This is a genomic window from Streptomyces sp. NPDC047880 (assembly GCF_040706515.1).
GTDB lineage: Bacteria > Actinomycetota > Actinomycetes > Streptomycetales > Streptomycetaceae > Streptomyces.
In genome coordinates, this window is the sequence record NZ_JBEZOK010000008.1 from 183,975 (window position 1) to 198,545 (window position 14,571).

Sequence of the window (14,571 nt, forward strand, 5' to 3'; positions counted from 1 at the left end):
ATTCGCCTCCACGGGGAACAGTGGTCGCGGCGCGGACGCTGTGACACGTGGAGGTGATCGTCGATGACCGACGAGCAGGACAGGACCGAGTACCGCACCGAGCACGACTCGATGGGCGAGGTGCGGGTGCCCGCGCACGCCAAGTGGCGGGCCCAGACCCAGCGGGCCGTGGAGAACTTCCCCGTCTCCGGTCAGCGCATCGAGCGCGCGCACATCGAGGCGCTGGCCCGGATCAAGGGCGCCGCGGCCAAGGTCAACGCCGAGCTGGGGGTCCTGGACAAGGACATCGCGCAGGCGATCCAGGAGGCGGCCGGGGAGGTCGCCGAGGGGACGTGGGACGAGCACTTCCCGGTCGACGTGTTCCAGACCGGGTCCGGCACCTCGTCCAACATGAACACCAACGAGGTCATCGCCACGCTGGCGAGCGAGCGGCTCGGCCGCGGCGTGCACCCCAACGACCACGTCAACGCCTCCCAGTCGTCCAACGACGTCTTCCCCTCCTCGATCCACATCGCCGCCACCGCCGCCGTGACGCGCGATCTGATCCCCGCGCTGGAGCACCTCGCCGCCTCCCTGGAGCGCAAGGCCGAGGAGTTCGCCGACGTCGTGAAGTCGGGGCGGACCCACCTGATGGACGCCACGCCCGTGACGCTGGGCCAGGAGTTCGGCGGGTACGCGGCCCAGGTGCGGTACGGCATCGAGCGTCTCGAGGTCTCCCTCCCCCGGCTCGCCGAACTGCCCCTCGGCGGTACGGCCGTGGGCACCGGCATCAACACCCCGCCCGGCTTCTCCGCCGCCGTGATCGAGGAAGTGGCCCGTACGACGGGGCTGCCCCTCACCGAAGCCCGCAACCACTTCGAGGCCCAGGGCGCCCGGGACGGCATCGTCGAGACCAGCGGGCAGCTGCGGACCATCGCGGTGGGGCTGACGAAGATCGCCAACGACCTGCGCTGGATGTCCTCCGGGCCGCGCACCGGCCTCGCCGAGATCGCCCTGCCCGACCTTCAGCCCGGCTCCTCGATCATGCCGGGCAAGGTGAATCCGGTCGTCCCGGAGGCCGTGCTGATGGTCGCCGCCCAGGTCGTGGGCAACGACGCCACCGTCGCGACCGCCGGCGCCGCCGGGAACTTCGAGCTCAACGTGATGCTGCCCGTCATCGCCAAGAACGTACTGGAGTCGGTCCGGCTCCTCACCAACGCGACGCGGCTGCTCGCCGACCGGACCGTCGACGGCATCACCGCGAACCGCGAGCGGGCGCGGGAGTACGCCGAGTCCTCCCCCTCCGTCGTCACCCCGCTCAACAAGTACATCGGCTACGAGGAGGCCGCGAAGGTCGCCAAGAAGGCGATGGCCGAGCGGAAGACGATCCGTCAGGTCGTGCTGGACGGCGGGTACGTGGAGCGCGGGGACCTGACCTCGGAGCAGCTCGACGAGGCGCTCGATGTCCTGCGGATGACGCACCCGTGACGCGGGGGCACGTTCGTGTGCCCGGCGCGTGAACCGTGACACGCGCCGCAGCGTCGTATGCCTACGGCACCTAATATCTGGTCATGGCAGACGGTGAAGCGATGAGACACGTGGAAACGGGTGGTGCGGCAGGCTTCTGGGCGCCCGGGAGCCGGATTCTGTGGCGGTACCGGGAGAACGGCGGCACGCAGGTGCACATCGCGCGTCCCGTCACCGTCGTCCGGGACGACACGGACCTGCTCGCCGTGTGGCTGGCGCCCGGGACCGAGTGCGTGAAGCCCGTGCTCGCCGACGGTACGCCCGTGCACCTGGAACCACTGGAGTCGCGCTACACCAAGCCGCGGACCGTCCAGCGGGGCCGGTGGTTCGGCACGGGCGTGATGAAGCTGGCCCGGCCCGGCGAGCCCTGGTCGGTGTGGCTGTTCTGGGAGCCGGGCTGGCAGTTCAAGAACTGGTACGTGAACCTGGAGGAGCCGCTGGTCCGTTGGTCCGGTGGCGTCGACTCCGTGGACCATTTCCTGGACATCTCCGTCCACCCCGACCGCAGTTGGCACTGGCGCGACGAGGACGAGTTCGCCCAGGCCCGGCGGGACGGGCTGATGGACGACCAACAGGCGGAAAAGGTACGGGCGGCGGGACGGGACGCCGTGGAGGTGATCCGCGCCTGGGGCACGCCGTTCTCCGAAGGCTGGCAGCACTGGCGCCCGGATCCGTCCTGGACGGTACCGTCACTGCCGGAGGACTGGGACCGCACGCCCGCGCATGTGTCCTCATGAGACCCTTGATGCGCCCCCGGGCAAGAAACGTAGGATCGTCCTCCGCAAGGGCGCGCGGCGGCAACTACCGGAGCACGCGCTGAGCTTGACCGATCGTCACCGAGGGGCGGCAGGACGTGAGCGAGGGGTACGAGGGCAACACCGGCAGGGCCTGCGCCACAGGCCCCTGGGGCCGTCAGCAGGCCCCCGGGGGCCGCAGACGGTCCGCCGGTGGCACAGGAACAACCTCTGACCACGCGGGAATTCCGTTCCTGGGGCACGTATTCCGGGTATCGGAGTTTCGGCGGGACCAACTGCGCGCGCGGCGCGCAGCCCCGGACGGATGGATTCGACACGCGTGACGGAGCAGCCGACCTCCTTCGAACGCCCCCAGGCGGGCGTCGACCCCGCGGACCCCCGCGGGGCCCTCGTGCATACCCCGGCCCCGGCGCGCGCACCCGGCGCCGGCACCTTACCGGTACAGGGCCGCCCAGGCGGCGACGTCAGCGTTCCGGTCACGACGGCACACAGCGCGCCGGGCACGTCGGAGCCGGGCACCTCCACGCCGTTCGGCAAGGGCAAGGACACCGTGAGCGACCCCGCCTCCGAGCACTCCCAACCGGGTGCAGAGCAGACCGCCGAGCGCGAGACGCCTCGGCCGCGCCCCGCCCCCGAGGGCATTCCCGTCCAGCCGGCCGACGAACAGGGCCGGCCGGCGGTGACCACCGACGGGCAGGAGCGCCGCAGCGGCCAGAGCCTGCCGCCCGGCCGCCCCACGCCGATGCGGCGGGACGGCGACCGGCTCAGGTTCGTGGGGGCCGCCACCCGGCGGATCGCCCGTGGCATCGACCTCGACGAGATCGTCATGGGGCTGTGCCGGGCCACCGTGCCCACCTTCTCCGACGCGATCCTGGTCTATCTGCGCGACCCGCTGCCCGTCGGCGACGAGCGGCCCACCGGTCCGCTGGTGCTGCGGCTGCGCCGCACCGACCGGATACCGGCGGAGCGCGACACCGAGAACGGCTTCCTGCCGGCCGCGCAGCCCGAGCCCAGCGACCTGGACACGGTCGGCGCCGAGCTGTGCGAGGTACGGCCCGGCAGCGCCCTCGCCGAAGTGCTGCGCGGGGTGCGCCCGGTGTTCACCGACGCTCCCGCGGCCCGCGCCGCGCTGCCGGAGCTGCTCGGCGAGGACGGCGAGTTCGCCGTGCCGGACGGGCAGCGCGCGATCCTCGCCCCGCTGCGCGGCCGGCGCCGGGTGATCGGTGCCGCCCTGTTCCTGCGCCGCCCCGAGCGCATCGCGTTCGACCCGGACGACCTGCTGGTGGCCGCCCAGCTCGCCACGCACAGCGCCCTCGGCATCGACAAGGCCGTGCTGTACGGCCGCGAGGCGTACATCGCGGACGAGCTGCAGCGCACCATGCTGCCCGAGACGCTGCCCCGCCCCACGGGCGTGCGGCTGGCCTCGCGCTACCTGCCGGCCGCGGAGACGGCCCGGGTGGGCGGCGACTGGTACGACGCGATCCCGCTGCCCGGCAGCCGGGTCGCGCTGGTCGTCGGTGACGTCATGGGCCACTCCATGACGTCGGCCGCCATCATGGGCCAGCTGCGCACCACCGCCCAGACCCTCGCCGGCCTCGACCTGCCGCCGCAGGAGGTCCTGCACCACCTCGACGAACAGGCCCAGCGCCTCGGCGTGGACCGCATGGCGACCTGCCTCTACGCCGTGTACGACCCGGTATCGCACCGCATCACCATCGCCAACGCCGGTCATCCGCCGCCCGTCCTGCTGCACCTGGGCGGCCGCGCCGAGGTGCTGCGCGTGCCGGCCGGTGCCCCCATCGGGGTCGGCGGCGTGGACTTCGAGGCGGTGGAGCTGGACGCACCCGCCGGTGCGACCCTGCTCCTCTACACCGACGGCCTGGTCGAGTCCCGGCTGCGCGATGTGTGGACCGGCATCGAGCAGCTGCGGGAGAAGCTCGCCGCGGTCGCGCAGCTCACCGGGCCGGACCATCCTCCGCCCCTGGAAGCCCTGTGCGACGAGGTGCTCGACATGCTCGGCCCGGGCGACCGGGACGACGACATCGCGCTGCTCGCCGCCCGCTTCGACGGGATCGCCCCCAGCGACGTGGCGTACTGGTTCCTGGAGCCGGAGGACGCGGCACCGGGCCGGGCCCGCCGGCTGGCCCGGCGCGCTCTGTCGCGCTGGGGCCTGGAGGAGCTCAGCGACTCCGTGGAGCTGCTCGTCAGCGAGGTCGTCACCAACGCCGTCCGGTATGCCTCGCGGCCGGTGACGCTGCGGCTGCTGCGTACGGACGTCCTGCGCTGCGAGGTCGGCGACGACGTGCCGCAGCTGCCGCGGCTGCGGCAGGCTCGCGCCACCGACGAGGGCGGGCGCGGGCTGTACCTGGTGAACCGGCTGGCCCGGCGCTGGGGCGCGACCCGCCTCAGCACGGGCAAGGTGGTCTGGTTCGAACTCAACCGCGGCTGAAGGGCCGCGAGGACAGGCGAAGGGCGCCCGGTGTGCACACCGGGCGCCCTTCGGCGTCTGCCGCCGGTCGTCCCCTACTGGTCGTCGCCGCCCGGCCTGACCGGGTCGAACGGGTCACCGCCGTCGCCCGGCGGTGTCGTCGGCGGGGACGCGGGCGGGGTCTGGGTGGGCGGGGTCGTCGACGGGGAGGCCGGCGGGGACGACGACGGCTTCTCGGTCGTCGGCGGCGGGGACGACGACGGTTCCTTCGTCGTCGGCTCCTCGGTCGGCTCCTTCGTCGGCTCCTGCGTGGGCGTCGGCGTCCAGACCGGCTGGACGGCCGCGCCCTGCTGGGTCTCCAGGTCGAACCTGCTGACGTCACCCATCACACCGAAGGTGTACTGCGCCCAGATCCGCGCCGGGAAGTCACCGCCGTTGATCCGGGGCTCGCCGGCCGCCTTGTACATCGCGACCTGGGCGTGCGTCTTGGCGTCCTCGCCGAACAGGCCGACCGAGGTGACCAGCTTCGGGGTGTAGCCGGTGAACCAGGCCGACTTGTTGTTGTCGGACGTACCGGTCTTGCCCGCGACCTGCTGGCCGTCACGCAGCGGGTTGTTGCGCACGGACGCCTGGGCGGTGCCGTCGTCGACCACGCCGGTCAGCACCGACGTGACCGAGTCGGCGGCCTCCCGGCTGATGACCTGGTCGCCGACCGGGTCGGGCATGGTGACGTTCTGGTTGAGGTGCTCCGCCGACTTCAGGACGGCCGGGGTGACCTTCCTGCCGTGGTTGTCGAGGGTCGCGTAGACACCGGCCATCTGCAGGGGGCTGGCGCCCATGCTGCCCAGGGTCTGGGCGGGCACGGCCGCCATGCCGTCGGTGTCCATGCCGAGCTTGCCGGCGACCTTCACCACCTCGGACATGCCGACGTCGACGCCCATCTGCGCGAAGACCGAGTTGACCGACTTGTTCATGGCCGTCTGGACGGAGATCGGGCCGTAGTTCCGGTCGTCCTCGTTCTCGGGGGCGAAGCCGACCTTGGTGCCGTCCTCCACGACCGGGCGCTTGCTCGTGCCGTCATAGATCGTGTTGGCGGTGATCGGCTTGCCGTCCTGCGTCTTGGCCTGTTCCTCCAGGGCCGCGGCCAGGATGACCGGCTTGAAGGTGGAGGCGGGCTGGTAGTCGGCGCGGGTGGCGTTGTTGGTGTAGTGCTTGAAGTAGTCCTCGCCGCCGTACATCGCGACCACGGCGCCGGTCTTCGGGTTCACCGACGCGGCACCGGCCTGGACGTCTCCGTCCACCTTGCGCTTGTCGGGGTCGAGCTTGGCGGTCAGCTGCTGCCGGACGGACTTCTCCAGCGCCGCCTGCTTCTTCTTGTCGATGTTGAGCGTGAGGGTCCAGCCGCCGGCGTTGACCAGCGCCTCGGCTTCCTTGGTGTTGTCGGCGGTGCCCTCGGCGACGAGCTGCCTCTCGAGTGCCGCGTTGGCCGCGTTGACCAGGTAGCCCTTCTGGCCCTCCATGCCGGGGGCGGGCTTGGGCTCCTTGGGTATCGGGAACCGCATCCCGGATCGCTCGGACGCGCTCAGCCAGCCCTCGTCGACCATGTTGTCGAGGACGTAGTTCCAGCGCGCCTTCACCAGCTTCTTGCCGTCCTTCGAGGCGACGGCCCAGTCGTACTGGCTGGGGGCCTGGAGGAGCGCGGCGAGGTAGGCGCCCTGTGCGACGTCGAGCTTCTCGGCGTCGATGCCGTAGTAGGCCTGCGCGGCGGCCTGGATGCCGTAGGCGTTGCGGCCGTAGTAGCTGGTGTTGATGTAGCCGGCGAGGATGTAGTCCTTGGACTTCTCCCGGTCCAGCTTCAGCGAGATGACCATCTCCTTCAGCTTGCGCGAGACGGTCTGCTCCTGCGTCAGGTAGTAGTTCTTGACGTACTGCTGGGTGATCGTCGAACCGCCCTGCGCGCCGCGGCCCGACAGCGTGTTGAACAGGCCGCGGGCGGTGCCCTTGAAGTCGACGCCGGAGTCCTTGAAGAAGGTCTTGTTCTCGGCGGCGACGAAGGTCAGCCGCACGCCCTTGGGGACCCGGGACAGATCGACGTTCTCGCGGTTGACCTTGCCGTCGCGGGCCATGATCGAGCCGTCGCTGTACTTGTAGATGTTGCTCTGCCGTTTGGCGTCGGCTTTGCCCTCGGGGATGTCGATCACCATGTACAGCACGATGAAGGCGCCCATGCCCAGCAGGCACACGCCGAGGAAGGTGCCGAGGAGCTTCTTCCAGGTGAAGAGCCTGCGTATGCCGCTCTTCCCGGCCGCAGCCGACGAACGGTGGCTCTGGGGTGCCGCCCGGCGCCCACCGCGCTGTCGGGCGCGTCTCTCTTCCGCTCGTCCCATGAGTCCGATCTGCTCCGCTTCGTTCATGTGTGCTCACATGTCACACAGGTTCGCCGCTCGGGTCAGCTCAGAAAGCTAACACCGGGAGATAAGAGATAGGGCAGCCGATCCGGCCCCTTGCGGACGTGACAATCAGCACCCATTCCCAACGGAACCGACGTTCGAGACACCCCCAGGGTTGCCAGCACGCCAGAAAGTGATATCACTTAGCTAGACGGAAGCTAAGCAGGAGCGGCTTCCCAGGAGAAACGGGGGATCACCCATGTCCACAACGGAACCGCAGGTCACGGCCGACGTGCCCGAGATGCCGGCACCCCGGGTACGGGAGTTCGCCGCGCACAGCATCGGCGGTGGGCTCGCCCTGCTGCTGGGCCTGCTCGGGCTGCTGGCCGGCGCCGGACTGATCGCGGTCGCCACCTCGGTGCACGCCGGCGGCGCACAGGCCGCGCTGATCATCGGCGGCATCCTGGTCGCGCTCGCGGCGTTCCTCGCCATGTGCGGGCTGAACATGGTGGCGCCGGGCGAGGCCCGGGTCGTCCAGCTCTTCGGCCGCTACCGCGGCACGATCCGGCAGGACGGCCTGCGCTGGGTGAACCCCTTCACCTCCCGCACGAAGATCTCCACCCGCGTCCGCAACCACGAGACCGCCGTACTCAAGGTCAACGACGCCTACGGCAACCCGATCGAGCTCGCCGCGGTCGTGGTCTGGCGCGTCGAGGACACCGCCCAGGCCACCTTCGAGGTGGACGACTACATCGAGTTCGTCTCCACTCAGACCGAGGCGGCCGTGCGGCACATCGCCATCGAGTACCCCTACGACGCCCACGAGGAGGACGGCCTCTCGCTGCGCGGCAACGCCGAGGAGATCACCGAGAAGCTCGCGGTGGAGCTGCACGCGCGCGTGGAGGCGGCCGGTGTGCAGATCATCGAGTCCCGTTTCACGCACCTCGCCTACGCCCCCGAGATCGCCTCGGCGATGCTCCAGCGGCAGCAGGCCGGAGCGGTGGTCGCGGCGCGGCGGCAGATCGTGGACGGCGCGGTGGGCATGGTGGAGGCCGCGATCGCCCGGATCACCGAGCGGGACATCGTGGAGCTGGACTCCGAGCGGAAGGCGGCGATGGTCTCCAACCTGATGGTGGTGCTGTGCGGTGACCGGGCCGCGCAGCCCGTCCTCAACACCGGGTCCCTCTACCAGTGACGGTCCCTCCCGAGGGTCAGGGCCCGCAGCGCCGGCCGCAGCAGCAGCGCAAGCAGGTGCTGCTGCGGCTGGACCCCGCGGTGTACGAGGCGCTCGCACGGTGGGCCGGTGACGAGCTCAGGTCGGCCAACGCGCAGATCGAGTTCCTGTTGCGCAAGGCGCTGGCGGAGGCCGGACGGCTGCCCCGGGAGACCGGGCCCCTGCCCCGCCGGGGTCGGCCGCCCGGCGGATCGAGCGGTTCGCCCGGCGGCTCGGGCGGATCGCCCGCCGGATCGAGCGGTTCGCCCGGCGGCTCGGGCGGATCGCCGAAGGCCTGAACCACCCCGCGGGGTCGTTCTCCGGCCGCGACGGCGAGTGGCTGTTGCGGAACCGTGACAACGACCCCCCACCTGCGCTCCCGCACGCCCCGCCATGGACTGCACACTCGGCGTATACATAGTGCGTATACACGCGGTGTACAGTCCTTGCCATGTCCATCGGTCACACTCTCCTGGGACTCCTGGAGTCCGGCCCGCGCCACGGTTACGACCTCAAGCGGGCCTTCGACGAGAAGTTCGGTCACGACCGGCCGCTCCACTACGGCCAGGTCTATTCGACGATGTCCCGCCTGCTGAAGAACGGGCTCGTCGAGGTCGACGGCATCGAGGCGGGCGGCGGTCCCGAGCGCAAGCGGTACGCGATCACCGAGGCCGGCATCACCGACGTGGCGCGCTGGCTCGCCACGCCCGAGAAGCCGGAGCCGTACCTCCAGTCGACCCTCTACACCAAGGTCGTCCTGGCACTGCTCACCCACCGCGACGCCGGTGACATCCTCGACACCCAGCGCTCCGAGCACCTGCGCAGCATGCGGATCCTCACCGACCGCAAGCGCAAGGGCGATCTGGCCGACCAGCTCATCTGCGACCACGCGCTGTTCCACCTGGAGGCGGACCTGCGCTGGCTCGAGCTGACCGCGGCGCGTCTGGACAAGCTCCGCGAGGCGGTGACCCGATGACGATCCCCGCCGGTTCCCTCCTCATCGCCCAGGACCTGCGCAAGGCCTACGGCCCGACGAGCGCGCTCGACGGCGCCGAGTTCTCCATCCACCCCGGCGAGGTCGTGGCCGTGATGGGCCCGTCCGGATCGGGCAAGTCGACGCTGCTGCACTGCCTCGCCGGGATCGTCATGCCCGACTCGGGCTCGATCACGTACGCCGGGCGCGAGGTGACCGCGATGAGCGACGCCGAGCGCAGTGCGCTGCGGCGCTCGGAGTTCGGGTTCGTGTTCCAGTTCGGGCAGCTCGTGCCGGAACTCACCTGCGTGGAGAACGTCGCCCTGCCGCTGCGGCTGAACGGCTCGTCCCGCAAGGAGGCCGAGCGGACCGCGCTTGAGTGGATGGAACGCCTGGAGGTAGACGACCTGCGCAAGAAGCGGCCCGGCGAGGTGTCCGGCGGTCAGGGGCAGCGGGTCGCCGTGGCCCGCTCGCTGGTGACGAACCCGCGGGTGGTGTTCGCCGACGAACCGACCGGCGCACTCGACTCGTTCAACGGCGAGCGGGTGATGGAACTGCTCACGGACGCCGCCCGGTCCGCCAACGCGGCCGTGGTGCTCGTCACGCACGAGGCGCGGGTGGCCGCGTACTCCGACCGCGAGATCGTCGTCCGGGACGGCAAGTCCCGTGACATGGAGCGCGTCGTATGAGCGTCAGTCAGTGGAGCCGGGACCTCGCCATGGGGGCCCGGTTCGCCCTCGCCGGCGGACGCGAGGGGTGGATCCGGGCGCTGCTCACCGCCGTCGGTGTCGGACTCGGGGTGGCGCTGCTGCTGCTCACCACCGCCATCCCCAACGCGCTGGCGGAACGCGACCGGCGTGAGGAGGCGCGCAGCGACCACACCTTCGGCCAGCAGGAGATACCGAAGGCCGACGACACCCTGGTCGTCTTGGACACGGACACCACGTTCCGGGACATGGACGTACGCGGCCGGCTGCTGGAGGCGGAGGGCCCGCGGGCTCCGCTGCCGCCCGGCGTCCCGGAGTTCCCGGCGGCGGGCGAGATGGTCGTCTCCCCCGCGCTGAAGGAGCTGCTCGCCTCCGACGACGGCAAGCTGCTGCGGGAGCGGCTGGACTACCGGATCGCCGGGACCATCGGCGAGCAGGGGCTGGTCGGCTCGCAGGAACTCGCCTACTTCGCGGGCGGCAAGGGACTGGCGAAGCTGCTGGGGGGCCCCGTGAGCGGCGCCCGGATCGACCACTTCGGCAACGACGATCTGGGGTGGTCCGACCCCTGGGACCCGGTGCTGCTCCTGCTGGTCCTGGTCGTCTTCGTCGTGCTGCTGATGCCGGTCGCCGTGTTCATCGCCGCTGCCGTGCGCTTCGGCGGGGAGCGGCGTGACCGCCGGCTGGCGGCCCTGCGGCTGGTCGGCTCCGACAGCCGGATGACCCGGCGGATCGCGGCCGGTGAGGCACTCGCCGGTTCGGTGCTCGGGCTCGTCCTCGGCTTCGGGTTCTTCCTGCTGGGACGCCAGCTGGCGGCCTCCGCCGAGGTGTTCCACGTCAGTGTGTTCCCGAGCTATCTGAACCCCTCGCCCGTGCTGGCCGTCCTGGTCGCGCTGGCGGTGCCGGCGGCCGCGGTCGTGGTGACGATCCTCGCCCTGCGCGGTGTGGTCATCGAGCCGCTCGGCGTGGTGCGCACGGCCAAACCCGCGCGGCGCAGGCTGTGGTGGCGGTTGCTGCTGCCGCTCGGCGGGCTCGCCCTTCTCTTCCCGATGATCGGGCAGGGCGACGGCGACGGGAACTTCAACCAGTACCTCGTCGTCGGCGGCGTGATGCTGCTGCTGGTGGGCGTCACGGCCCTGCTGCCCTGGGTGGTGGAGACGGTCGTGACACGGCTCGGACCGGGCGCGGTGTCGTGGCAACTGGCCGTGCGCAGGTTGCAGTTGAGCAGTGGTGCGGCGGCCCGGATGGTCAACGGCATCGCGGTGGCGGTGGCCGGGGCGATCGCGCTGCAGATGCTGTTCGCCGGGGTGGAGGGCAATTACACCAGCGCGTCGCAGTACGACGTCTCCCGGGCCCAGATGAGCGTGGACCTCCCGGACGGCGCCGACGCCGCGGCCATCATGGGGAAGTACCGCGCCACCGAGGGCGTACGCAAGGTCACCGCCCTGTCCGACGTCTATCTGCGCGACCGGCGCAGCGAGGACTCCTACGCCCAGGTCACCCTGGCCGACTGCGCGTCGCTGCGCGAGGTGGCCACGCTCCCCTCCTGCCGTGACGGGGACGTCTTCGCCGTCAAGGGTTCCGAGTACGACAGCGAGAGCGACCACCTGGCCAAGCCCGGCACGACTTTGTGGGCCGAACCGGAGGGCGACGACGCCCACGCGGGCGACCCCCGGGTCTCCTGGACCGTGCCGCAGGACATCCGCCAGGCCCAGTCCCGCGAGGACCCCACCGGGTACGAGCGCGGCGGCATCCTGGTCACGCCCGGCGCGCTGCCCGAGAAGCTGGCGGCGTTCACGTCCGCGCGGCTCTTCCTGAGCCTGGACCTCTCGGCACCGGACGCCTACGACCAGGTGCGCAACACGGCCGCGCGGCTCGACCCCGCGGTCCAGCCCATGACCTGGCACAGCATCGAGAGCAACGAGCGCTACGCCGCCATCCGCACGGGCCTGTCCGTCGGCGCCGCCTGCGTGCTCGCGCTGATCGGGGCGAGCCTCCTGGTCTCGCAGCTGGAGCAGCTGCGCGAACGCCGCAAGCTGCTGTCGGCCCTGGTGGCCTTCGGCACCCGGCGCCGCACCCTCGGCCTGTCGGTGCTGTGGCAGACGGCGATCCCCATCGGGCTGGGCCTGCTGCTCGCCGCGACGGTGGGCATGGCCCTGGGCGCGGTCCTGCTGCGGATGACCGACACGTCGGTCCGGGTGGACTGGCCGAGTGTGCTGTCGATGACGGGCATCGGCGCCGGTGTCGTCCTCGTGGTGACCCTGCTGAGCCTGCCGCCGCTGCTGAAGCTGATGCGGCCGGAGGGGCTGCGGACCGAGTAGGACCGGATCCCGCACGGACCGTCGGCGTCCTGGGCCGGGCCCCGTATCGACCGGGGCCCGGCCCAGGACGCGGGCGTCAGGCGTCGTGGTCCAGGACCCGTACCGGCAGCGGTCGCAGCGCCTGCCGCAGGGCGGCCGCCAGTTCCTCGTACTCCGCGCCGCGCGCGGCCCCCGACCGCATCGCCAGTGCGATACGGCGGGTGGGGGCCGGGTCGGCGAAGTACCCGGTGAGGAGCTGGTTGCTGCGGGAGGTCTCCACCTTCAGTGCGGTGCGCGGCAGCAGCGTCACGCCGAGTCCGCCCGCGACGAGCTGCACCAGCGTGGACAGCCCGGCGGCGGTCGTGGTGACCGGTACGTCGTCGCGGCCGGCCTCCCGGCAGATGTCGAGGGCCTGGTCGCGCAGGCAGTGCCCCTCGTCCAGCAACAGCAGGTTCAGTTCGCGCAGCGCATCGCGCGGAATGCCCTCCCACCCGCCGAGCCAGTGGTTGAGCGGCGTGACGAGCACGAAGTCCTCGTCGAACAAGGGCAGTTCCACCACCCCGGGCACGCCCAGCGGCACCGCGAGCAGCAGCAGGTCGAGGCGCCCGCTGGTGAGACCGTCGAGGAGGCTGGCGGTCTGCTCCTCGTGCACCTGGAGGTCGAGGTGCGGATACCGGTCGTGGACGAGCCGCAGCACCGTCGGCAGCAGATAGGGCGCCACCGTCGGGATGACCCCGAGGCGCAGCGCCCCGGTGAAGGGCGCCCGGACCGCCTCGGCCTCCTCCATGAGCGCTCCCATCTCCCCCAGGACCGCTTTGACCCGTACGGCGATCCGCTCCCCCTCGGGTGAGAGCAGCACCTTGCGCGTCGTACGCTCGAGGAGCGTCACTCCGAGTGTCTCCTCCAAGGCCGACACGGCGCCCGAGAGGGCGGGCTGGCTCATGCCGATCGCCGCGGCCGCGTCCCGGAAATGAAGGTGCTCGGCCACCGCCGCGAAGGCACGGAGCTGGGCGAGACTGGGCTGCCTGCGCTTGCCACCGACAGTCACTGATAACTACCTCCGATCAACCCGACCGAGTGTAGCTATTTCCGTAATCAATCGAGCCTGTGCCAACATCAACAGAGTCCAACCCACGGGAAACACCCGCGATCCGGGTGTTTCTTTCGCTGCAAGGAGAGCGTGTGCTCACTGTCGGTGACAAGTTCCCCGAGTTCGACCTGACCGCCTGTGTCTCGCTGGAGAAGGGCAAGGAGTTCCAGCAGATCGACCACAAGACCTACGAGGGTCAGTGGAAGGTCATCTTCGCCTGGCCCAAGGACTTCACCTTCGTGTGCCCGACCGAGATCGCCGCCTTCGGCAAGCTGAACGAGGAGTTCGCGGACCGCGACGCGCAGGTCCTCGGCTTCTCCGGTGACTCCGAGTTCGTCCACCACGCCTGGCGCAAGGACCACGACGACCTGCGTGACCTGCCCTTCCCGATGATGGCCGACTCCAAGCACGAGCTGATGCGCGAGCTGGGCATCGAGGGCGAGGACGGCTTCGCCAAGCGCGCGGTGTTCATCGTGGACCAGAACAACGAGATCCAGTTCTCGATGGTGACCGCGGGTTCGGTGGGCCGTAACCCCAAGGAGGTCCTCCGGGTCCTGGACGCGCTCCAGACGGACGAGCTCTGCCCCTGCAACTGGTCCAAGGGCGAGGAGACCCTCGACCCGGTCGCGCTGCTCGCCGGAGAGTGATCTGACATGTCCCTCGACGCACTGAAGTCCGCGATACCGGACTACGCCAAGGACCTGAAGCTGAACCTCGGCTCGGTCATCGGCAACTCCGACCTGCCGGCGCAGCAGCTGTGGGGCACGGTCCTGTCGACGGCGATCGCCTCGCGCTCCCCGATCGTGCTGCGCGAGCTGGAGCCGGAGGCCAAGGCGAACCTGTCGCCGGAGGCCTACACGGCGGCCAAGGCCGCCGCCGCGGTGATGGCGATGAACAACGTCTTCTACCGCACGCGTCACCTGCTGTCGGACCACGAGTACGGCACCCTGCGCGCGGGCCTGCGGATGAACGTCATCGGCAACCCGGGCGTCGACAAGGTCGACTTCGAGCTGTGGTCCTTCGCGGTCTCCGCGATCAACGGCTGCGGCATGTGCCTCGACTCGCACGAGCAGGTGCTGCGCAAGGCGGGCCTGGACCGCGATGTCATCCAGGAGGCGTTCAAGATCGCTTCCGTGATCCAGGCGGTCGGCGTCACGCTGGACGCCGAGGCGGTCCTGGCCGAGTAACCCCGGCCGCCCGCCCCGCACCACA

The 14,571-nt window shown here is 70.9% G+C and carries 12 protein-coding genes; 10 read left to right on the forward strand and 2 right to left on the reverse strand.

The genetic code is table 11. The features are described 5' to 3' along the window. Window positions 1-63: 63 nt before the first annotated feature. The 3 genes from AB0937_RS15425 to AB0937_RS15435 all read left to right on the forward strand — a co-directional run bounded on the left by AB0937_RS15425 (window position 64) and on the right by AB0937_RS15435 (window position 4,710). Complete coding sequence (locus AB0937_RS15425; RefSeq protein ID WP_366712083.1) at window positions 64-1,467, forward strand: class II fumarate hydratase; 1,404 nt, start codon at window positions 64-66, stop codon at window positions 1,465-1,467. Between the two features lie 83 nt (window positions 1,468-1,550). Then, window positions 1,551-2,243 (forward strand): DUF402 domain-containing protein, encoded by a 693-nt coding sequence (locus AB0937_RS15430; RefSeq protein WP_366712084.1) that lies wholly within the window; start codon window positions 1,551-1,553, stop codon window positions 2,241-2,243. 322 nt (window positions 2,244-2,565) lie between these two features. Beyond that, window positions 2,566-4,710 carry a SpoIIE family protein phosphatase gene (locus tag AB0937_RS15435; RefSeq protein ID WP_366712085.1) on the forward strand — a complete coding sequence of 715 codons (2,145 nt, stop codon included), beginning with the start codon at window positions 2,566-2,568 and terminating at the stop codon, window positions 4,708-4,710. Between the two features lie 74 nt (window positions 4,711-4,784). Here AB0937_RS15435 and AB0937_RS15440 read toward each other — a convergent pair whose 3' ends face one another. Beyond that, entirely contained in the window at window positions 4,785-7,076 is a 2,292-nt protein-coding gene (locus AB0937_RS15440; RefSeq protein ID WP_366712183.1) for a transglycosylase domain-containing protein, read from the reverse strand. Between the two features lie 262 nt (window positions 7,077-7,338). On the opposite strand from AB0937_RS15440, the gene AB0937_RS15445 reads away from it, so the two are divergent. The 5 genes from AB0937_RS15445 to AB0937_RS15465 all read left to right on the forward strand — a co-directional run bounded on the left by AB0937_RS15445 (window position 7,339) and on the right by AB0937_RS15465 (window position 12,290). Continuing rightward, entirely contained in the window at window positions 7,339-8,274 is a 936-nt protein-coding gene (locus AB0937_RS15445; RefSeq protein WP_366712086.1) for an SPFH domain-containing protein, read from the forward strand. Continuing rightward, window positions 8,271-8,591 carry a hypothetical protein gene (locus AB0937_RS15450; RefSeq protein ID WP_366712087.1) on the forward strand — a complete coding sequence of 107 codons (321 nt, stop codon included), beginning with the start codon at window positions 8,271-8,273 and terminating at the stop codon, window positions 8,589-8,591. The genes AB0937_RS15445 and AB0937_RS15450 overlap by 4 nt, the downstream gene beginning before the upstream one ends. 152 nt (window positions 8,592-8,743) lie before the next feature. Further along, window positions 8,744-9,268, forward strand: a complete 525-nt coding sequence (locus AB0937_RS15455; protein WP_142160021.1) for a PadR family transcriptional regulator — start codon at window positions 8,744-8,746, stop codon at window positions 9,266-9,268. Continuing rightward, window positions 9,265-9,954: an ABC transporter ATP-binding protein gene (locus AB0937_RS15460; RefSeq protein WP_366712089.1), complete on the forward strand. Its 690-nt coding sequence runs from the start codon at window positions 9,265-9,267 to the stop codon at window positions 9,952-9,954. Before AB0937_RS15455 ends, AB0937_RS15460 begins: the two co-directional genes overlap by 4 nt. Further along, on the forward strand, window positions 9,951-12,290 hold the full coding sequence (locus AB0937_RS15465; RefSeq protein WP_366712090.1) for an FtsX-like permease family protein: 2,340 nt from the start codon (window positions 9,951-9,953) through the stop codon (window positions 12,288-12,290). The genes AB0937_RS15460 and AB0937_RS15465 overlap by 4 nt, the downstream gene beginning before the upstream one ends. Before the next feature lie 76 nt (window positions 12,291-12,366). Here AB0937_RS15465 and AB0937_RS15470 read toward each other — a convergent pair whose 3' ends face one another. Then, entirely contained in the window at window positions 12,367-13,317 is a 951-nt protein-coding gene (locus AB0937_RS15470; protein WP_366712091.1) for a hydrogen peroxide-inducible genes activator, read from the reverse strand. 134 nt (window positions 13,318-13,451) lie between these two features. Between AB0937_RS15470 and AB0937_RS15475 the strand changes: the two genes are divergently transcribed. Beyond that, entirely contained in the window at window positions 13,452-14,006 is a 555-nt protein-coding gene (locus tag AB0937_RS15475; RefSeq protein WP_366712092.1) for a peroxiredoxin, read from the forward strand. Between the two features lie 6 nt (window positions 14,007-14,012). After that, window positions 14,013-14,546: an alkyl hydroperoxide reductase gene (locus AB0937_RS15480; RefSeq protein ID WP_234846701.1), complete on the forward strand. Its 534-nt coding sequence runs from the start codon at window positions 14,013-14,015 to the stop codon at window positions 14,544-14,546. Window positions 14,547-14,571 lie beyond the last annotated feature (25 nt).

What these genes read in the sequence shown, in the direction of transcription:
- AB0937_RS15425 (WP_366712083.1), top strand. Translation starts at nt 64, where the DNA reads ATGACCGACGAGCAGGACAGGACCGAGTACCGCACCGAGCACGACTCG.
- AB0937_RS15430 (WP_366712084.1), top strand. Translation starts at nt 1,551, where the DNA reads ATGGCAGACGGTGAAGCGATGAGACACGTGGAAACGGGTGGTGCGGCA.
- AB0937_RS15435 (WP_366712085.1), top strand. Translation starts at nt 2,566, where the DNA reads ATGGATTCGACACGCGTGACGGAGCAGCCGACCTCCTTCGAACGCCCC.
- AB0937_RS15440 (WP_366712183.1), bottom strand. Translation starts at nt 7,076, where the DNA reads ATGGGACGAGCGGAAGAGAGACGCGCCCGACAGCGCGGTGGGCGCCGG.
- AB0937_RS15445 (WP_366712086.1), top strand. Translation starts at nt 7,339, where the DNA reads ATGTCCACAACGGAACCGCAGGTCACGGCCGACGTGCCCGAGATGCCG.
- AB0937_RS15455 (WP_142160021.1), top strand. Translation starts at nt 8,744, where the DNA reads ATGTCCATCGGTCACACTCTCCTGGGACTCCTGGAGTCCGGCCCGCGC.
- AB0937_RS15460 (WP_366712089.1), top strand. Translation starts at nt 9,265, where the DNA reads ATGACGATCCCCGCCGGTTCCCTCCTCATCGCCCAGGACCTGCGCAAG.
- AB0937_RS15465 (WP_366712090.1), top strand. Translation starts at nt 9,951, where the DNA reads ATGAGCGTCAGTCAGTGGAGCCGGGACCTCGCCATGGGGGCCCGGTTC.
- AB0937_RS15480 (WP_234846701.1), top strand. Translation starts at nt 14,013, where the DNA reads ATGTCCCTCGACGCACTGAAGTCCGCGATACCGGACTACGCCAAGGAC.